The 19,854-nt window shown below is 61.5% G+C and carries 17 protein-coding genes; all 17 read left to right on the plus strand.

What is annotated here, in order from left to right; all coding sequences use genetic code 11:
• Positions 1–71: 71 nt before the first annotated feature.
• The 17 genes from arnB to ACQKP4_RS01795 all read left to right on the plus strand — a co-directional run bounded on the left by arnB (position 72) and on the right by ACQKP4_RS01795 (position 19,807).
• Complete coding sequence (gene arnB / locus ACQKP4_RS01715) at positions 72–1,220, plus strand: UDP-4-amino-4-deoxy-L-arabinose aminotransferase (RefSeq protein WP_427629811.1); 1,149 nt, start codon at positions 72–74, stop codon at positions 1,218–1,220.
• Positions 1,217–2,236, plus strand: a complete 1,020-nt coding sequence (arnC, locus tag ACQKP4_RS01720; protein WP_427629813.1) for an undecaprenyl-phosphate 4-deoxy-4-formamido-L-arabinose transferase — start codon at positions 1,217–1,219, stop codon at positions 2,234–2,236. Before arnB ends, arnC begins: the two co-directional genes overlap by 4 nt.
• A complete protein-coding gene (gene arnA, locus ACQKP4_RS01725; protein WP_427629815.1) occupies positions 2,233–4,224 on the plus strand; it encodes a bifunctional UDP-4-amino-4-deoxy-L-arabinose formyltransferase/UDP-glucuronic acid oxidase ArnA in 1,992 nt (663 codons plus the stop codon). Before arnC ends, arnA begins: the two co-directional genes overlap by 4 nt.
• A complete protein-coding gene (gene arnD / locus ACQKP4_RS01730; RefSeq protein WP_427629817.1) occupies positions 4,224–5,108 on the plus strand; it encodes a 4-deoxy-4-formamido-L-arabinose-phosphoundecaprenol deformylase in 885 nt (294 codons plus the stop codon). Before arnA ends, arnD begins: the two co-directional genes overlap by 1 nt.
• On the plus strand, positions 5,105–6,754 hold the full coding sequence (gene arnT, locus ACQKP4_RS01735; RefSeq protein ID WP_427629819.1) for a lipid IV(A) 4-amino-4-deoxy-L-arabinosyltransferase: 1,650 nt from the start codon (positions 5,105–5,107) through the stop codon (positions 6,752–6,754). The genes arnD and arnT overlap by 4 nt, the downstream gene beginning before the upstream one ends.
• Positions 6,751–7,095 carry a 4-amino-4-deoxy-L-arabinose-phosphoundecaprenol flippase subunit ArnE gene (gene arnE / locus ACQKP4_RS01740; RefSeq protein WP_427629821.1) on the plus strand — a complete coding sequence of 115 codons (345 nt, stop codon included), beginning with the start codon at positions 6,751–6,753 and terminating at the stop codon, positions 7,093–7,095. The genes arnT and arnE overlap by 4 nt, the downstream gene beginning before the upstream one ends.
• A complete protein-coding gene (gene arnF / locus ACQKP4_RS01745) occupies positions 7,092–7,493 on the plus strand; it encodes a 4-amino-4-deoxy-L-arabinose-phosphoundecaprenol flippase subunit ArnF (RefSeq protein WP_427629823.1) in 402 nt (133 codons plus the stop codon). Before arnE ends, arnF begins: the two co-directional genes overlap by 4 nt.
• Positions 7,490–8,869, plus strand: a complete 1,380-nt coding sequence (locus ACQKP4_RS01750) for a UDP-glucose dehydrogenase family protein (protein ID WP_427629825.1) — start codon at positions 7,490–7,492, stop codon at positions 8,867–8,869. The genes arnF and ACQKP4_RS01750 overlap by 4 nt, the downstream gene beginning before the upstream one ends.
• A complete protein-coding gene (locus tag ACQKP4_RS01755; RefSeq protein ID WP_427629827.1) occupies positions 8,842–10,464 on the plus strand; it encodes an ArnT family glycosyltransferase in 1,623 nt (540 codons plus the stop codon). Before ACQKP4_RS01750 ends, ACQKP4_RS01755 begins: the two co-directional genes overlap by 28 nt.
• 375 nt (positions 10,465–10,839) lie before the next feature.
• The gene (locus tag ACQKP4_RS01760; protein ID WP_427629829.1) at positions 10,840–12,018 is read left to right on the plus strand and encodes an MFS transporter; all 1,179 of its coding nucleotides are present in this window, start codon (positions 10,840–10,842) and stop codon (positions 12,016–12,018) included.
• Between the two features lie 155 nt (positions 12,019–12,173).
• Complete coding sequence (locus ACQKP4_RS01765; protein ID WP_427629831.1) at positions 12,174–12,884, plus strand: HPP family protein; 711 nt, start codon at positions 12,174–12,176, stop codon at positions 12,882–12,884.
• 369 nt (positions 12,885–13,253) lie between these two features.
• A complete protein-coding gene (locus tag ACQKP4_RS01770) occupies positions 13,254–14,876 on the plus strand; it encodes an acyl-CoA dehydrogenase family protein (protein ID WP_427629833.1) in 1,623 nt (540 codons plus the stop codon).
• 2 nt (positions 14,877–14,878) lie between these two features.
• On the plus strand, positions 14,879–16,111 hold the full coding sequence (locus ACQKP4_RS01775; protein ID WP_427629835.1) for a cytochrome P450: 1,233 nt from the start codon (positions 14,879–14,881) through the stop codon (positions 16,109–16,111).
• Complete coding sequence (locus tag ACQKP4_RS01780; RefSeq protein WP_427629837.1) at positions 16,108–16,506, plus strand: Rid family hydrolase; 399 nt, start codon at positions 16,108–16,110, stop codon at positions 16,504–16,506. Before ACQKP4_RS01775 ends, ACQKP4_RS01780 begins: the two co-directional genes overlap by 4 nt.
• A gap of 8 nt (positions 16,507–16,514) precedes the next feature.
• Positions 16,515–17,366, plus strand: coding sequence for an alpha/beta hydrolase (locus ACQKP4_RS01785; RefSeq protein WP_427629839.1), 852 nt, complete (start codon positions 16,515–16,517; stop codon positions 17,364–17,366).
• A 179-nt stretch (positions 17,367–17,545) separates the two neighbouring features.
• Entirely contained in the window at positions 17,546–18,652 is a 1,107-nt protein-coding gene (locus tag ACQKP4_RS01790; RefSeq protein ID WP_427629841.1) for an enoyl-CoA hydratase/isomerase family protein, read from the plus strand.
• A 3-nt stretch (positions 18,653–18,655) separates the two neighbouring features.
• Positions 18,656–19,807 carry an acyl-CoA dehydrogenase family protein gene (locus ACQKP4_RS01795; protein ID WP_427629843.1) on the plus strand — a complete coding sequence of 384 codons (1,152 nt, stop codon included), beginning with the start codon at positions 18,656–18,658 and terminating at the stop codon, positions 19,805–19,807.
• The last annotated feature ends 47 nt before the right edge of the window (positions 19,808–19,854 follow it).

Here is a 19,854-nt window from a genome sequence, read left to right on the forward strand (position 1 = left end):
TAGCGTCTACACTTGCTTTGGATCCGCATTTTTAGCCCCAGAGGCTATTATTTTTTAGCCCCGAGGTGCCCATGAATCAGGCGTTTCTCCCCTTTTCCCGCCCCAGTATCGGCGATGAAGAAATTGCAGCCGTAGAGCAAGTATTACGTTCGGGCTGGATCACTACCGGGCCGAAAAACCAGCAACTGGAAGAACAGTTCGCCAACTATGTCGGTTGCCGGCATGCGGTTGCACTTTCGTCCGCCACCGGTGGCATGCACATCACCTTGCTGGCATTGGGAATCGGTCCCGGTGATGAAGTGATTACCCCGTCGCAGACCTGGGTCTCGACCGCCAACATGATCTGCCTGCTGGGTGCGACACCGGTATTCGTGGATGTCGATCGCGAGACGCTGATGAGCGATCTGGCAAGCATCGAAGCCGCCATCACCCCGCGCACCAAAGCCATTATTCCGGTGCATTACGCCGGTGCCGCGTTCGACCTCGATCCGCTGTATGCGCTGGCCGACAAACACGGCATTGCGGTCATCGAAGACGCCGCCCATGCGGCGGGCACTGTCTACAAGGGCCGGCGTGTCGGCGCCCAAGGCACCGCGATTTTCTCGTTCCACGCCATCAAGAACATGACCTGCGCCGAAGGTGCCATGTTCGTCAGCGATGACGAAGCCCTGGCCAGCCGAGTACGCATGCTCAAGTTTCACGGGCTTGGCGTCGATGCCTACGACCGCCTGACCGGTGGCCGCAAACCGCAAGCTCAGGTGATGGAACCGGGCTTCAAATACAACCTGGCCGACATCAATGCCGCCATCGCCCTGGTGCAACTGGAGCGTCTGGACGAGATCAACGCCAAGCGCACCGAACTGGCCAAGGCTTATCTGCAACGGCTGGAAGGTTCGACCGTGCAACCGCTGGCCATGCCGGCCCACTCGCAACAGCACGCCTGGCACCTGTTCATCCTGCGCATCGACGCCGAGCGCTGCGGCCTGGACCGCGAGGCGTTCATGAAGGGCTTGCAGGAACAGAACATCGGCACCGGCATTCACTTCATCGCGACGCACCTGCACACCTGGTACCGCCAGCGCTTCCCTAACCTTTACCTGCCCGACACCGAATGGAATTCGGCACGCCTGTGCTCGATTCCGCTGTTCCCCGACATGACCTTTGATGACGTCGACCGTGTCGTCGACGCCATTGAAAACACTTTGGACAGACGCCTGTGAAACCTTATCCGATCCGTTGTGTGTCGATCGTCATCCCGGTCTACAACGAACAAGACAGCCTGCCGGAGTTGCTGCGGCGCACCGAAGCGGCGTGCCAGCAGTTGCATCACGACTACGAAATCGTCCTGGTCGATGACGGCAGCCGCGACAACTCCGCGCAAATCCTCGAGGACGCGGCCAGCCGCGAATGCAGCCCGGTGGTGGCGGTCATCCTCAACCGCAACTACGGCCAACACGCCGCCATCATGGCCGGTTTTGAACAGTGCAAAGGCGATGTCATCATCACCCTCGACGCCGACCTGCAAAACCCGCCGGAAGAAATTCCGCGCCTGGTGGCGCAGGCCGAACTGGGCTACGACGTGGTCGCCACGGTGCGCAACAACCGGCAGGACTCGGCCTTGCGTCGCTGGCCGTCGAAGCTGATCAACCTTGCCGTGCAGCGCTCCACTGGCGTCGCCATGAGCGATTACGGCTGCATGCTGCGCGCCTACCGCCGCAGCATCGTCGACGCGATGCTCGCCTGCCGCGAGCGCAGCACGTTCATTCCGATCCTGGCCAACAGCTTCGCGCGGCACACCACGGAAATCCTGGTGATGCACGCCGAACGTGAACACGGCGAATCGAAATACAGCCCGATGCGTCTGGTCAATCTGATGTTCGACTTGATCACCTGCATGACCACCACACCGCTACGCCTGCTGAGCATCGTCGGTTTCGCCATGGCCGGGCTCGGCGTGCTGTTCGCCACCGCGCTGATCTTCCTGCGGCTGGTGTTCGGCGCCGAATGGGCGGGCGACGGCACCTTCGTGCTGTTCGCCGTGCTGTTCGTGTTCACCGGCGGGCAATTCATCGGCATGGGCCTGCTGGGCGAATACCTGGGGCGCATGTACAGCGACGTCCGCGCGCGTCCTCGGTTCTTCATCGAAAAAATCCTGCGCAGCCAGCCTGCCAACCCCGCTCCCGTTGTCACCGTTGACGGCCTCACTTCCACTTCTTCAGATCAGGTTCTCTCATGAGCGCAAAAGCTGTTGTCTTCGCCTATCACGATATTGGCTGTGCCGGCATCGAAACCCTGCTGTCTGCCGGGTTTGAGATTGCGGCAGTGTTTACCCACGCCGATGATCCGAAGGAAAACGCCTTTTACGGCTCCGTTGCGCAACTGTGCGCGCGCAAAGGCATTGCGGTTCACGCGCCGGAAGATGCCAACCATCCGCTGTGGATCGAGCGCATCGCCAAGCTCGATCCCGAGTACATCTTCTCGTTCTACTACCGCCACCTGTTGAGCGAGCCGCTGTTGGCCACCGCCCGCAAAGGCGCGTTCAACCTGCACGGTTCGCTGCTGCCGCGTTATCGCGGCCGCGCACCCGCCAATTGGGTGCTGGTGAATGGCGAAACGGAAACCGGCGTGACCCTGCACCGCATGGTCAAGCGCGCCGACGCCGGCGCCATCCTCGCCCAGCAAAAAGTCGCCATCGACCGCAGCGACACCGCGCTGACCCTGCACGGCAAATTGCGCGTAGCAGCCACCGATCTGCTGCGCGACACACTGCCGGCGTTGCTCGCCGGTAAAGTCAGCGAGACCCAACAGGACGAATCGAAAGCCACCGTGTTCGGTCGTCGCACCGCGGCTGACGGCAAACTGCTGTGGAAGCGCCCCGCTGAAGAACTGTTCAATCTGGTGCGCGCCGTGACCCAACCGTATCCGGGTGCGTTTTGCGCGGTGGGCGAGCACAAACTGATCGTCTGGAGCGCGGAAGTCGTCAAGGGCAACGAAGGCCAGGCGCCGGGCCGGGTCATCAGCGTCGATCCGCTGCGCATTGCCTGCGGTGAAGACTCGCTGGTGATTACCGCCGGTCAACGCAACGACAACGGCTTGTACCTCAGCGGCCCGCAACTGGCCAATGAACTGGGGCTGGTCGACGGTTCCGTGCTGCGCGGCGCCGAATCCGGCCGCGCCCCGCGTCGTACCCGGGTGCTGATCCTTGGCGTCAACGGTTTCATCGGCAATCACTTGTCCGAGCGCCTGCTGCGTGACGACAAATACGAGGTGTATGGCCTCGACATCGGCTCCGACGCCATCGACCGTCTGCGCAGCCATCCGCGTTTCCACTTCGTCGAAGGCGACATCAGCATTCACTCGGAGTGGATCGAGTACCACATCAAGAAGTGCGACGTGATCCTGCCGCTGGTGGCGATTGCCACGCCGATCGAGTACACCCGCAATCCCCTGCGCGTGTTCGAGCTGGATTTCGAAGAAAACCTGAAATTGGTGCGCTACTGCGTCAAATACAACAAGCGCGTGATCTTCCCGTCGACCTCCGAAGTCTATGGCATGTGCCAGGACCAGAACTTCGACGAAGACACCTCCAACCTGGTGGTCGGGCCGATCAACAAGCAGCGCTGGATCTACTCGATCTCCAAGCAACTGCTGGACCGGGTGATCTGGGCTTACGGTCAGAAAGGCCTGAACTTCACCCTGTTCCGTCCTTTCAACTGGATGGGCCCCCGCCTCGACCGTCTGGACTCGGCACGGATCGGCAGCTCCCGGGCGATCACGCAACTGATCCTCAACCTGGTGGAAGGCACGCCGATTCGCCTGTTCGATGGCGGCGAGCAGAAGCGCTGCTTTACCGACATCGCCGACGGTGTTGAAGCCCTGGCGCGGATCATCGACAACGACAACGATGCCTGCAACGGCCAGATCATCAACATTGGCAACCCGGACAATGAAGCGAGTATTCGCCAACTGGGCGAAGAACTGCTGCGTCAGTTCGAGGCGCATCCGCTGCGCGCCAACTTCCCGCCGTTCGCCGGGTTCCGCGACGTCGAGAGCAAGGCGTTCTACGGCACCGGTTATCAGGACGTGTCGCACCGTAAACCGAGCATTGCCAATGCCAAGCGCCTGCTTGACTGGACGCCAACGGTTGAAATGAGCGAGACCATCGGCAACACCCTCGACTTTTTCCTGCGCGAGGCCATGCTCGAAATCGCGGACAAGCACTGATGCAGGCAGGCCTTCGAATCGATGTCGATACGTACCGAGGCACCCGCGAGGGGGTGCCCCGGTTGTTGGAAATGCTGGACGAAGCGCAGGTCAAGGCGACGTTTTTCTTCAGTGTCGGGCCGGACAATATGGGGCGCCATTTATGGCGCCTGATTCGCCCGCAATTTCTGTGGAAGATGCTGCGTTCCAACGCCGCCGGCCTGTACGGCTGGGACATTCTGCTGGCCGGCACCGCGTGGCCGGGCAAACCGATCGGTCGGGACCTGGGGCACTTGATGCGCCAGGCACAGGCGGCCGGGCACGAAGTCGGCCTGCACGCCTGGGACCACCACGGCTGGCAGGCGAATGCCGGTCACTGGAGCGACGCCCAACTGATCGAACAGATCCGCCAGGGCGTCGATACCCTCAGCGACATCCTCGGCCAACCCGTCGATTGCTCGGCGGCTGCCGGTTGGCGCGCCGACGAGCGCGTGATCGAGGCCAAGCAAGCCTTCGGCTTTCGTTACAACAGCGATTGTCGCGGCCAGAGTCTGTTTCAACCGACATTGGCTGGCGGTGGCCTGGGCGCACCGCAGATTCCGGTGGACCTGCCGACCTTCGATGAAGTGGTGGGGCCAACGGTGGCCGCCAAGGACTTCAACGCGTTCATTCTTGATCGCTTCAGCCCTGAAAAACTCAACGTCTACACAATCCATGCCGAGGTAGAAGGGATTCTGATGGCCAACGATTTCCGTCAACTGCTCGCCGATGCACGTCAGCGAGGTATCTGTTTCACACCGCTGGGCGATCTACTGCCCGCCGCGCCTGATCGCTTGCCCACCGGCAAGGTGGTGCGCGGCGCCCTGGAAGGCCGCGAAGGCTGGCTGGGAGTGCAAAGCGCATGAGCAAACGCTGGGCATTGCCGTTGTTGCTGCTGGTGTGCGCCGTGGCGTATTTGCTGCCGCTGGGCACCCACGGTTTATGGATTCCGGACGAAACCCGCTACGCACAAATCAGCCAGGACATGCTGCTGAGCGGCAACTGGGTGTCGCCGCATTTCATGAGCCTGCGCTATTTCGAAAAACCGGCGGCGGGTTACTGGATGATCGCCGCCAGCCAGGCCGTGTTCGGCCAGAACCTGTTCGGCGTGCGCTTTGTCTCCGCCCTGAGCATGGCGTTGAGCGTGGTGTTGTGTTTCCTGATCGCCCGTCGCCTGTGGAACGACCCGCGCAAAAGCTTCGTCTGCGCGTTGCTGTACATGAGTTTGACGGTGATCGGCGGACAGGCCGGTTACGCCAACCTTGATCCGCAATTCACCTTTTGGGTCAACCTGAGCCTGGTCGCCTTGTGGTTCGCGCTCGACAGTGTCGGCCGTGGTCAGCGCCTGATTGGCTGGGCGGTGCTGGGGCTGGCCTGCGGCATGGGTTTCATGACCAAGGGCTTTCTCGCCTGGCTGCTGCCGGTGCTGGTCGCCCTGCCCTACATGGCCTGGCAAAAACGCTGGCGAGAATTGCTGGTCTACGGGCCCGTCGCGATAGCCGTGGCGGTCGCGGTAAGCCTGCCGTGGGTGCTCGCCGTTCACTCGCAAGAGCCCGACTACTGGCGATTCTTCTTCTGGCACGAACACATCCGGCGCTTTGCCGGGGACGACGCGCAACATGACGCGCCGTGGTGGTTCTATCTGCCGTTGCTGGTCGCATTCAGTTTGCCGTGGGTGGGAATGTTGCCGCCAGCGCTCAAGCAGGCGTGGCAGACGCGCGGCCAGGCCAACATCGGTTTCCTGCTGTTGTGGCTGTTGATGCCGTTGCTGTTCTTCAGCATCAGCAAAGGCAAATTGCCGAGTTACATCCTGCCGTGCCTGCTGCCGCTGGCGCTGTTGCTGGGTAGCGCGGTGGCCGACCGGTTGAAGCTCGAACAGGGCCGGGCCCTTGGGATCAACGGTTTGCTGAATCTGGCGCTGGGCCTGATCACCCTGATCGCGCTGGTTTATCTGCAACTGAAAAAGCCGCTGTACGACCATGAGTTGCACAGCCTGGTGCTGATCTTCATCGGCCTCATCGGCTGGATCATGGCCAACCTGCTGCAAGCCTTCCGGCCGCTGCAATGCTGGGCCGCACCGGCCATTGGCAGCTTGTTGCTGATAGGGCTGATTCCGGCGGGGCTGCCTAAATCGGTGGTGGCGAACAAAACGCCTGACCAATTTATCCAGCATCACATCGATGAACTGGCGCAAACCGACCGCCTGCTGAGCAACGACCTTGGCGCCGCGTCGGCGCTGGCCTGGCGCCTGAAACGCCCGGACGTGGCGTTGTACAACACGATAGGCGAATTGAAATATGGCCTTGCCTATCCTGACGGCGCCAAGCAACGGGTCGACCCCGATCAGGTGCAACAGTGGATGCGCGAAGCCCGCCGCAACGGGTCGGTCGGGGTGGTGATGCGGGTCAAAGGTGACGATGAACTGCAAGAAATCGACCGGTTGCCCAAGGATGGCAAACGCTATGAACAAGGCAACCTGGTGATTCTGATCTTCCCGCAGGGAGCGCCATGAGCCTGTTGCTGCTGTTGGCCGCGTGCGGGCTGACGTGCCTCGGCCAGATCGCCCAGAAATACGCCGTGGAGAGTTGGCGCGGCAAGCCATCGACGTGGCGCGAGAAATTGCGCACGCCCTGGCTGTGGCTGGCGCTGGTCGCGCTCGGGCTGGGCCTGCTGGTCTGGTTGCTGGTGTTGCAGCGCCTTGAAGTCGGCATCGCCTATCCGATGCTCAGCCTGAATTTTGTGCTGGTGACATTGATTGCCCGATTTGTCTTTCACGAAACCATCGACCGTCAGCACTGGCTGGGGGTAGCGCTGGTCATCGGTGGCGTCATCTTGTTGGGGCGGCACGCATGAGCCTGCGGCGCGGAGTGACATTCGCCATGGGCAGTGTGCTGCTCGTCAGCGCGGCGCAGTTGGCCATGCGCTGGAGCATGACCCGCCTGCCCGCCCCGGAACACCTGCTGACGGCGCACATCGATCTGGCGGCGGTCGCCGTGGTCACCGCCGCGATTCTGGCTTACGCCCTGTCGATGCTGTGCTGGCTGCTCGCCCTGCGCGATGTGCCGCTGGGCCGGGCCTATTCGCTGCTGAGCATCAGCTATGCGCTGGTGTACCTGCTGGCGGCCAGCCTGCCGTGGTTCAACGAAGCCTTCAGCCTGTCCAAAACCCTTGGGGTGGCCCTGGTCATGCTCGGGGTCATTACCATCAATTCTCGTCCGGCTCGCGCGCCCGAATTCAGGAGTGCTCCATGAAAATCAGTGTATTTGGTAGCGGTTATGTGGGTCTGGTGCAAGCGGCCGTCCTGGCGGAAGTCGGCCATGACGTGGTGTGCATGGACATTGACGCGAAGAAAGTTGAATTGCTGCAACAAGGCCACGTGAGCATTTTCGAACCGGGGCTCGCCAGCCTCGTGCGCGAAAGCCTGGAAGCCAGGCGCCTGCAATTCACCACCGACGAAAAATTCGCGGTGCAGCATGGCCAAGTGTTGTTCATCGCGGTCGGTACGCCGTCACGCGAGGACGGTTCGGCCGACTTGCAGTACGTGATGTCGGTGGGTGACGCCGTGGCCCGGCATCGCGAACAACCGGTGATTCTGGTGGAGAAATCCACGGTGCCGGTGGGCACCGGCGATGCCTTGCGCGCGCACATCGACAAATGCCTGATCAAGGCCGGTCGGTTGCTGCAGTTCGATATCGTCTCCAACCCGGAGTTCTTGAAAGAAGGCTCGGCCGTGGCCGATTGCCGGCGCCCGGACCGCATCATCATCGGTTGCGAACGCGAGGAGGTGCGCGATGTGATGCGCGACCTCTACTCGCCGTTCAACCGCAACCACGATCGCATCATGTTCATGGACCTGCGCAGCGCCGAGCTGACCAAATACGCCGCCAATTGCATGCTCGCGACCAAGATCAGTTTCATCAATCAGATCGCCGAACTGGCCGAGCACCTGGGTGCCGACATTGAATCGGTGCGCCTGGGCATCGGTGCCGATTCGCGCATTGGCTATCACTTTATCTATCCGGGCTGCGGCTACGGCGGTTCGTGCTTCCCCAAAGACATGCGCGCCTTGATCCATAGCGCCCAGGAAGCGCACTGCTCCAGCGATCTGCTGCAAGCGGTGGAAGCGATCAACCAACGGCAAAAACACAAGCTGTTCGAACGCATCAACGCGTTCTACAAGGGCGACCTGCGTGGCAAGACCTTTGCTGTGTGGGGCCTGGCGTTCAAGCCCAATACCGACGACATGCGCGATGCGCCGAGCCGCGTGCTGCTGGAATCGTTGTGGGCCGCCGGCGCCAGCGTGCGCGCGTTTGACCCGGAAGCGATGCAGGAAACCCAGCAGCTGTATCCCGACGAAGCGAAGCTGATGCTGATGGGCACGCCGGAATCGGTGCTCGCCGGTGCCGACGCGCTGATCATTTGCACCGAATGGCAGCAGTTCAAGGCCCCGGATTTCGACCTGATCCAGCAGCGGCTCAATGCGCCGGTGATCTTTGACGGACGCAACCTTTACGACGCCGAACGCCTGTCCCGTAACGGCTTCATGTACTTCCCGATGGGTCGCGGCGAGTCGCGCAACCTGCCGATACCGCACCAGCAATGGCCGGCGGCTTCGGTCGTCGCTTGATCACGGTCACGCGCGCCGTTCGTCAGCAGTCCCTGGGGATCGGGCTGCTGGCGTTGCTGCTGTTCAGCGCCGGGGTTTATCAGCAGGCCGCCATCGGCTTCGATTCGCGATTCGTGCTGTTCGCCCAGGAAATGCTGCGGCATGGGCCGTCGGTATTTCCGACCACCTATGGCCAGCCTTACGCGGATTATTCGGCGGTCTCGACCTTGTTCATCTGGCTGCTGGCGTTGCCGTTCGGGCAGGTCAACAGCCTCAGCGCCTGGCTGCCGAGCGCGATTGCCGCCGCAGCGATGGTGACATTGATGTATCGGTTGCTGGCGCCCTACTCCCAACGCTGGGCACTATTGAGCATCGCCCTGCTACTGATGACCAACACCTTCATCACCGAAACCCGCGCCGTGTCCCAGGATTTGATGCTGGCGGCGGTGTCGTTTGCGGTGTTCTATCTGGGCTATGCCGCCGACCATTTCGGCGCCCGGCGGCGCTGGTGGCTGATCGTTGCGCTGCTGTTGCTGGGCTTTGGCATTCGCGGGCCGATTGGCCTGGTGGTGCCGACCGGCATGCTCTGCAGCTATTTCCTGATCAACCGGCAATGGCCGCGCCTGTTCGGTTTTGGCCTGACCGCGGCGCTGTTGCTGGCGCTGTGCGTGGGCGCATTGCTGTGGCTGGCCGACAGCAGCGGCGGTGCGGACTTCATGCACGACGTGGTGCGCATGCAGTTCATGGGGCGCATGGACGGCAGCGAAGGCGTCAGCGGTTCGCTGTATTACTTCACCAGTTCGCTGGGCAACTATGCGCTGGCGTATCCATTGGCCCTGCTGGTGTTGGCGGCGGTCTGGCTGACACACCCGCGCCAGGGCGGCCGGCCCCTGCGGCTGTTGCAGTACTGCACGGTGGCGGCGCTGATTGTGATGGTCGGGCTGTCGATTCCACAGGCAAAAAAAGCACGCTATCTGCTGCCCATGCTGCCGATGGCGGCAATCATCGCGGCGTATCCGTTTCAAGTGGCGCACGGTCGGGTGTTTGCGTGGCTACGGGGCGCGCTGCAAGGTATGTGGCTGGTGATTCCGCTGCTGCTGATCGTGGTGTTGCTGGTCGCGCAACGCCGGTTCCCCGAGCAACTGACGTCGATCACCGGGGTATTGATCATGCTTGGCGCGCTGCAAGCCATTGCGATTGCCGGGCTGATGACGCCCCGCTGGCGACCGCAGACATTGGCGTGGTGTGCGGTACTGGCGCTGTGGTCGGTGTACATCATGGTGTTCGAACCCGTGGAACGTCAGCTCTACAACACCCAGACTTTCAGTCGCGCGGCTTTTGCCCTCGTGCAGAAAGACCCGGCGCCACTGGTGCTGCACGGCATGGGCAAAGACGCCAAGGCCATCAAGTTCATGGTCAACATCGAGCAGGACTTGCAGCCGGTGTTTACCGAGTCGATCCAGGAACTGGAAACCCTCCACGGTCCGGCGTGGCTGATGATGGACGAAAGCGACTATCGAGCCCTGCATGGCACCCCGTTGGGGGCATTGCCGCCGGTGTTGAGCGGGCGATTCGATAAAAATGATTATGTGTTGCTGCACGCCAACCCTCCGTAGTCGCTGCACACCTGGCGGACGCATTGAAGAACGAGCTGGCGCATGGCCTGCCCGGTGACCGGCGTTGTGCAATGCGTCTGAACCTCAAACCGCCAGCCTTGCGTTGAGGTGTCGCTGGCGGCGAAGTTTTTGTTGCCTGATCCGGCCTCTTCGCGAGCAAGCCCGCTCCCACATTTGGGATGCATTCCCCTGTGGAGTTGCAGCAGTTGGATGAGCCAGGGTCGGTGGTTGACTTGAAGTTGCAGGGTTGCCCTGCAACAAGAATCTCCCACCCTGGAATGCATCCCAAATGTGGGAGCGGGCTTGCTCGCGAATGGCCGCGACTCGGTACATCGGCGAATACAACAACATCTGAATAAGGACATTTGCACCACCGTGGCCACTTACTCGCTCGTTATCCGCCGGCTGATGATCGTCTCCCTGACGATCGTCGTCAGCCGCGCCATCACCAGCCCCCTGTTGACGCTGTTCCTGAGCAACAAACTCGGGCTTAACCAACAGGACGTTGGTTTGCTGCTGGGCATTGCCGTATTCATCGCCACCTTGCTCGCGCTTTACGGCGGCTACATCATCGACCGCTTCGAAAAGCGTCGGCTGCTGGTCCTCGCCATGCTTTCCAGCGCAATCGGCTTCGTGTTGCTGACCTTCGCCGAAAACCTCTACCTGACCACCCTCACCCTGGTGATCACCGAAACCGCCTCGGCGTTGTTCCTGATCGGTTCCAAGGCGATCCTCAGCGAAAACCTGCCCATGGGCCAACGCGCCAAGGCCTTCTCCCTGCGCTACACCCTGACCAATATCGGCTACGCCACCGGGCCGATGCTCGGCGTGGTGATTGCCGGCGTGTACCCGATTGCGCCGTTTTTGATCGCTGGCGGCATCGCGTTTTTCAGCATCTTCCTGATGATTGGGATCCCCAGGGACGCGGCCCCGACAGTCGCCATCGGCCAGCCGCAAAGCTTTCTGAAAACCCTGATCACCCTGAAAAACGACCGCACGCTGATCATGTTCACCGGCGGCTGCCTGCTCAGCACCGTGGTCCACGGCCGTTTTACCTTGTACCTGTCGCAATACCTGTTGGTCACCCACGATACCCAGCGCGCCTTGCAGACCATGGCCGCCCTGCTCGCCTGCAACGCAATCAGCGTGATCCTGCTGCAATACCAGATCGGCCGTTTCCTCAAGCGCGAACAATTGCGCTACTGGATCGCCGGCGGCACCGGCCTGTTCATTGTCGGGTTGATCGGCTTCAGCCTGGCCGACAGCCTGGTGTCATGGTGCATCGCCATGTTCATCTTCACCCTCGGTGAAATGATCATTTACCCCGCCGAGTTCCTCTTCGTCGACACCCTCGCCCCGGAAGAACTGCGCGGCAGCTACTACGGCGCTCAGAACCTCGCCGCCCTCGGTGGCGCCTTGAGCCCGGTAATCTGCGGGTTCCTGCTGATGCACACGCCCGCGCCGACCATGTTTTATGCCCTGGGCGCCCTGACCGCGCTGGGCGGAACCCTGTGCTTCCTTGCCGGGCGCCGCGTGGCTACACATCAAAATTAATGCACTGAAAGTGCATTTATATGAATTTGTCAGCATCTGGAATCATCGGCACACTGTCGCCGTTCCTCCCCCAATAGTTGGGACCTTCAAGGGCTTTCTGGGTTTCCCAGACAAGCCTTTTTTTTGCCCGAGTTTTTTCACGGATCGCTCACATCATGTTCGCTCGCTGGTTACCCGCTGCCGTTAACACTCGCCCCTCGGAATGGAGCCGCGCCGCCATCGGCATGGCCCTCGGCACGATGCTCAGCGTCTGGTTTTGCGGATACGTGTTTGGCATGGACGTGGCGCAACATCTGATCGGTCCGCTGGGGGCCTCGGCGGTGCTGCTGTTCGCCGTGTCTTCCGGCGCCTTGGCCCAGCCATGGGCGATTCTCGGCGGCTACTTGAGCGCTGGCGTCGTCTCGCTGCTGGTCGCCCACGTGCTCGGCCGCACCCTGGGCAGCGCGTGCCTCGCGGCGGGCATCGCGCTGATGTTGATGTGCTGGCTGCGTTGCCTGCACCCGCCGGCCGGCGCCTTGGCCCTGACGCTGGTATTGGCCGACCCGGCGACCGTCGCGATGGACTGGCAAGCCCTCGGCCCGGTGATGCTTGGCGCTGCGACGATGCTGCTCAGTGCCTTGGCGTACAACAACCTGACGCGCGTTCGCTACCCCAAACGCGCCAGCGAGCCCATGGCCATGGTGCCTGCCGATCACCCGCCAGCCGACAGCCAGGCCATCACTGCCCAGGACCTGAAACTGGCCTTGGCGGACATGGAAGGCTTCTTCGACGTGACGCCCGAAGACCTTGAGCAGCTCATCCAGGCGAGCGAGCTGTACGCCAAACGCCGCAGTATTGGCGAGGTTTTGTCGCAACGCGCAGCGTGAAGACGCCGGACAAGCGGTCGCCCCATCCGCTTGCCACCCGACAATCAGCGGCTAGAGTGAGATTCGTACCGCATAGAGTTTGTCTGCCTTTCACTACGAAGTCTGGCCCGCCGTAACGTCCAGTAGCGATGACACAGAAGTCTGGCTATGGAGAGCACTCAACCTTTTTGAGTGGCGACGCTGCCTTCGCGCTTTGACAGAACCGCACCTCCCAGGAAAACAACGCGTAATCGTTCGCGTATTTTGCTGTTCGTGAATACCTCGGGTACGCCGTCCGCATTCGAATGCCCCGTTGTGCCCCGCGTTGCCAGCCCTCTGGCTCTGGTGGTTTCGAAACTTTTTTTTCGAAATCCGAGAGAGGGATATTCCATGAGCGACCCACTGCTGAACCTGCTGCGCGGCCCCGAGTTCGATGCCCGGACCCGCCACTGCCTGCCATTGCCCGATTACATGAACTTAACCATCAACCGCATGCGCAGCATCGTGCAGGCGGGTTTGATCTCCAATGACATGTGGCTCGGCCAGGCCCGCCAGTCAGACTTCCGACAAATGATCGAGCGCACGGCCACGGTCGGCGCCTACGACTACGCGCTGTTCTCCTCGACCGTCGATCACATGATCGCCGGCAACGCGCTGTTCGCTCAGGGAGACGAGCTGCAGGTGGCGCGTTACCGCCAAGAGGTCATCGAGATGAGCGCGGTCTATGCGTTCGGCTGCACCGAGATCAACAGCGGCTCCGATGTGCGCAATCTGCAAACCACGGTCACCCACGACCGCCCGAACCACTGCCTGATCCTGCACACGCCCTCGCCGGCAGCCTGCAAATTCTGGATCGGCAACGCGCTGCACGCCGCCCAGGTGGTCATGGTGCTCGCGCGTTTGATCGTTGATGGCACCGACGAGGGATTGCATTGGTTTCGGGTGCCCATCCGCGAATTTGAAAACGGTGCGCTGAAGCCCGGGGTCAAGGTCATGGCATGCGATCCCAAGGGCGGCATCCACGCCAATCAAGTGGCCGGCATGCGTTTTTGCCAGATGAGGCTGCCCATCGAGGCGATGATGCAGCGCCATGGCCGGTTTCGCCCTGACGGTGAATTCAGCAGTCAGGTTGCGGCCGATCAACGCGCGACCTGCGCCATGGAGACATTCATTCAGGAGCGCCTGTTTCTGCTGGCGGCGGCACGGGGTGGCGCGGGGTTGTGTGCTCATCTGGCGTACCGGTTCGTCGCCCATCGCCAGGTCAAAAATGGTGTGACCCACGAACCGCTGCTGGCCAAACCGCTGATTCGCCAGCGCCTGTATGTCGAACAACTGAAGGCGCTCGCGCTAAAGCTATTGGAACAGGCCCTGCTGGCGCGTTTCGAGGCGCTGTGGGAGCAACCCGACAAACGAAAAGAGCTGCACATTCTGGCGGCCATCGCTAAAAGCGTTGGCACCTGGACGGGGCTGGACGTCATGCGCAAGTGTCGGGAGCTTTGCGGTTCCCAGGGTTTTCACCATTACAACCAGATCGTCACGCTGTGCATGGACTGTGAAATCAGCATCACCTTTGCCGGTGACAACAGCGTCATGGCCTATCAAGTGGCCAGGGATGCCGTGACCCGCCCGCGTTACGCCTCGCGCCCCGCCGTGAACATCGCCCAACGCATCGAGAAGCACATTGTCGAGCAGTGTTGCAGCCCCGGCGACGTGTCGCACCGCCAGGCGCTCGACCTGACTTACGCCCGTGCACTGGACTTGATCATCGACGAAGTGCAGCGCAATCAACTCATTTCAACCGAAGTGCTCGGCGATCTGATCCACGTGTTCGCGCCACCGTCAGCCGAAGGCGCCACGGCCACCAGCCGCGCCGGTTTGAATGCCAACGCCAGCGAAGCCCGCCTCGCCCTGCTGGCCAAACTGCTGGCGCCATCGCCGGAACTGATCAGTGCTCCCATCGATGGCCCGGACTACATCCAGCAATTCACCACGGCGTTGTATCAGGAGGAGTGAACATGGACCGTCAACCACTGCTCGATTTCACCCATCGCGAAACAGTTCGCGACCCTTACCACGCCTATGCCTGGCTGCGCGAACATCAACCGGTTTACTGGAGCGCGCACTTTCATGCCTGGTTTCTGACCCGCTACAGCGACGTGTTCGCGGCGCAGGCCGACACCCGGCGCTACTCCTCCAACCGGATGCAGCAACTGGTCGATGCGCAGGTTCCACCAGAAAAACGCGGGCAACTGGCGACGTTCGTCAAACTCGCCTCCGAATGGATGTACTCGCAAGATGGCGTGCCCCATCGGGACAGCCGGCATTTGTTGGGCAAAGCCTTCACCCCGCGCACCATTGAGTCGTTACGCGTGACGGTCCAGGAAATCACCGATGGCGAACTGTCCAGGCTCGCGCCGCAGACCGATGTCATGGCCAATCTGTTCAACCGGGTGCCGGCGCTGATCCTGGCCAAGCTGTATGGCATCCCGCGCGAAGACGCGTTGAAGCTCAGGCGCTGGACCGACGACATTCTGATCTTTCTGGTCGGCAACCTGGACGCGGACTACGGGCCTGAACAGGCGCTCAAAGGCGTCGAGGAAATGTACGGGTATTTCGCCGATGTCATTGAGCAGCGTCGAAAACACCCAGAAGACGACCTCGTCAGTCGAGTGCTCGAAGCCAGCATCGACGGTGATTCGAGTACCGATCAGGTGTTGGCGCAAATCGTCTTCATCCTGGTGGCGGGCTACACCACCAGCGCCGATCAGCTGTGCATCGGGTTGTTGCACCTGCTTGAGCATCCTGGCCAATGCGAAGCGCTGAAGGCGGACCTGAGCCTGGTCAAACCGGCCATAGAAGAGATGTTGCGCTTCGATTCGGCGGGGTCGTTCAGCCACCGCGTGCTCAAGGAAGACGTGTCGATCGACGGCGTCACGATGAAACACGGCGATCTGGTTTACCTGATGCGCGCTGCCGCCAACCGTGATCCGGCGAAGTTTCCCGAACCTGACCGCTTCGATATCCGGCGCGAGCACAACGATCACCTGGCGTTTGGCCGGGGCGAGCATTTCTGCATGGGCACGGCGTTGTTCAGGCTTGAAGCCGAGGTGGTGTTTACCTCGCTGTTCAAGCGCTTTCCCGAGTTGAAGCTGATTGCCGACAAACCTGCGGTCTGGCGTACCAACAACCTGCAATTTCGTGGACTGAAATCACTGCCCATCGATCTGGGCAAAGGAGCGGCACAATGAAAATCCAGCGCGTTTTTTCCGCAGCACCCTGGGAAACCGAGGCGGGTTACTGCCGGGCCATTCGCATTGGCGAGCGGATTCTGATGGGGGGCACCGTGGCGTTCGACGACGAGGGCAAGCCCTTCAAACCCTACGACGCCTATGCGCAAACCGTGCGCTGCCTGGACATCATTGAGCATTCGATCAGCCAGTTGGGCGTGGATCGACGGAGCATTATCGGCATCCGCGTCTACACCACCAGCATGAAATTCTGGCCGGAAATCGCCAGAGCGCACAAAACGTTTTTCGAGGGCCACCCGCCGACATTGATGTGCATTGGCGGTGTCGAGTTGATCAGTCCCGAATACGTCGTTGAATTGACGACCGAGGCAACCGCCTGCGAGATCGACCTGTGAACGGCCCCATGCGGGACGCCGAACCCACCGTGGAACATGCCAGAACCGCGCTGCGCGATGCGATGGTGGTGAGCGTGCGTGACCTGTCGATCAACAGCCATGGGCGCATGCTGCCACTGCGGCTGTATACACCTCCCGGTGCCGGGCCCTTCGCGGTGTTGATGTTTTTCCATGGCGGAGGCTGGGTCACCGGCGACCTGGACACCCACGACGGCTTTTGCCGGCACATGTGTGAGTGGGCCGGTTGCGCCGTGGTGGCCGTGGACTACGCCCGGCCACCGGAACATGTGTTTCCCGCAGCGGTGGACGATTGTTGCGTCGCCACGCAGTGGGCGAACGACCAGGGCCTGAGCCTTGGGCTGGATACCTCGCGCATGGCTGTCGCTGGCGGCGGTTCGGGTGGCGGGCTGGCTGCGGTCATCAGCCAGTGGGCCGTTGCACGGGGTTCGCCACAAATCGTCTTGCAAATACTGCTTTACCCTTTGCTCGATTGCCTGGCGAACACCCCCTCCCATGCAATGTTTGCCGAGGGGTACGGGCTGACAGGGAAAATGCTCGAGTGGTACATCGATCACTACGTTCCGTCAGACGTCTGCCGCGCCAATCCAAGGCTTTCGCCCGTGCGACAACAGCACCTGCGAGGGTTGCCGCCGGCGCTGATTATCACCTGCGAATATGACGTATTGCGCGACGAAGGCCGCGAGTACGTCCGTCGGCTGACAGAGGCCGACGTGCCGGTTCAGCACAAGGAGTACGCCGGTATGACGCACGGTTTCCTCAACTACCCGGCACGTTGCGACGAGGCGAAACAGGCATTGCTGCTGTGCGCGCAATGCTTGCAGAAGCACTTTAGCCGTTGAAATCCCAATAAGGCCGGGGCAGCGCGCTCCGGCCTCATTGCTGCACCCCTACCCCATGCATAAATGCAAAGACGACCTGCATCATTCCGACTTGTACACGGCAAATTTGCACTGGTACGATCCCGGACCGCTCGCGCGCGAGCGCATCTATAAAGAACAATAAAAGCAGGGAGTTAGTGATGACTGCTCAGGTTTCATCGAAGGAGACTTCGTCCATGGATGCCATGCAGAACGAAGTGCTGGCCGAGGTTCGCAACCACATCGGTCACCTGACCCTCAACCGCCCCGCCGGCCTCAACGCCCTGACCCTCGACATGGTCCGCCAACTGCATCGCCAGCTCGATGCCTGGGCACAGGATTCGAACATTCGCGCCGTGGTCCTGCGCGGTGCCGGCGAAAAGGCATTCTGTGCCGGTGGCGATATTCGCTCGCTCTATGACAGTTTCAAAAGCGGCGACACGCTGCACGAAGACTTCTTCGTCGAGGAATACGCCCTCGACCTCGCCATTCACCACTATCGCAAGCCAGTGCTCGCCCTGATGGACGGCTTCGTGCTGGGCGGCGGCATGGGCCTGGTGCAAGGCGCCGATCTGCGGGTCGTGACCGAAAAGAGCCGCCTGGCGATGCCGGAAGTCGCTATCGGTTACTTCCCGGACGTGGGCGGCAGCTATTTCCTGCCGCGCATCCCCGGCGAGCTGGGCATCTACCTCGGTGTCAGCGGCGTGCAGATCCGCGCGGCCGATGCGCTGTATTGCGGGCTGGCCGACTGGTATCTGGACAGCGTCAAACTGGCCACCCTGGATGAGCAACTCGATCAGTTGCAGTGGCACGACACGCCGCTCAAAAACCTGCAAAGTCTGCTGGCAACGCTCGCCGTGCAGCAACTGCCCGATGCGCCGCTGGCCCTGTTGCGTCCGGCCATCGACCACTTCTTCGCGCTGCCCGACGTGCCGAGTATGGTTGAGCAACTGCGCGTAGTGACCGTCGCCGACAGCCATGAATGGGCAATCACCACCGCCGACCTGCTGCAAAGCCGTTCGCCGCTGGCCATGGGCGTGACCTTGGAAATGCTGCGTCGCGGTCGGCATTTGAGCCTGGAAGACTGCTTCGCCCTGGAGCTGCACCTGGACCGTCAATGGTTCGAGCGCGGCGACCTGATCGAAGGCGTGCGCGCCTTGCTGATCGACAAAGACAAGACGCCACGCTGGAACCCGCCGACCTTGCAGGCGCTGGACGCCGAGCACGTCGCGAGTTTCTTCACCGGCCTTGATCAACGCGGGAATTGAGCCATGCACGATATCGAATTGAGTGAAGAGCAAGTCATGATCCGCGACATGGCCCGGGACTTTGCCCGCGGCGAAATCGCGCCCCACGCGCAAGCCTGGGAAAAGGCCGGCTGGATCGACGACGCGCTGGTGGCGAAGATGGGCGAACTCGGTCTGCTGGGCATGGTGGTCCCCGAAGAATGGGGCGGCACCTATGTCGACTACGTCGCCTACGCCCTGGCGGTGGAAGAGATTTCGGCCGGTGATGGCGCCACGGGCGCGTTGATGAGCATCCACAACTCCGTCGGTTGCGGCCCGGTGTTGAACTACGGCACCGACGCACAGAAACAGACCTGGCTGCCGGACCTGGCCAGCGGCAAGTCCATTGGCTGCTTCTGCCTGACCGAGCCACAGGCCGGTTCCGAAGCGCACAATTTGCGCACCCGCGCCGAACTGCGTGACGGGCAATGGGTCATCAATGGCGCCAAGCAATTTGTCAGCAACGGCAAGCGCGCGAAGCTGGCGATTGTGTTTGCGGTGACGGACCCCGACCTGGGCAAACGCGGTATTTCAGCGTTTCTGGTGCCGACCGGCACCGCCGGCTTCATCGTTGATCGCACTGAACACAAGATGGGCATTCGCGCCTCCGACACCTGCGCGGTGACGCTGAGCAATTGCACGATCCCCGAAGCCAACCTCTTGGGTGAACGCGGTAAAGGCCTGGCCATTGCCCTGTCCAACCTTGAAGGCGGACGCATCGGCATTGCTGCGCAGGCATTGGGCATTGCCCGGGCGGCGTTTGAAGCAGCGCTGGCGTATGCCCGTGAGCGGGTGCAATTCGACAAACCGATCATCGAGCACCAGAGCATCGCCAACCTGCTGGCCGACATGCATACCCGGCTGAACGCCGCACGGTTGCTCATCCTGCATGCCGCACGACTGCGCAGCGCGGGCAAGCCGTGTCTGTCTGAGGCGTCGCAGGCCAAATTGTTTGCTTCGGAAATGGCCGAGAAGGTGTGTTCGTCGGCGATGCAGATTCATGGCGGGTACGGGTATCTGGAGGATTACCCGGTGGAGCGTTATTACCGCGATGCGCGGATTACCCAGATTTATGAAGGGTCGAGCGAGATACAGCGGATGGTGATTGCTCGCGAGCTGAAAAACTATCTGGTCTAAAAAGCTAAAAGCTTCGCGAGCAAGCCCGCTCCCACAGTTGACCGCGG

This window comes from Pseudomonas sp. NPDC086278 (assembly GCF_050280905.1).
Classification (GTDB): domain Bacteria; phylum Pseudomonadota; class Gammaproteobacteria; order Pseudomonadales; family Pseudomonadaceae; genus Aquipseudomonas.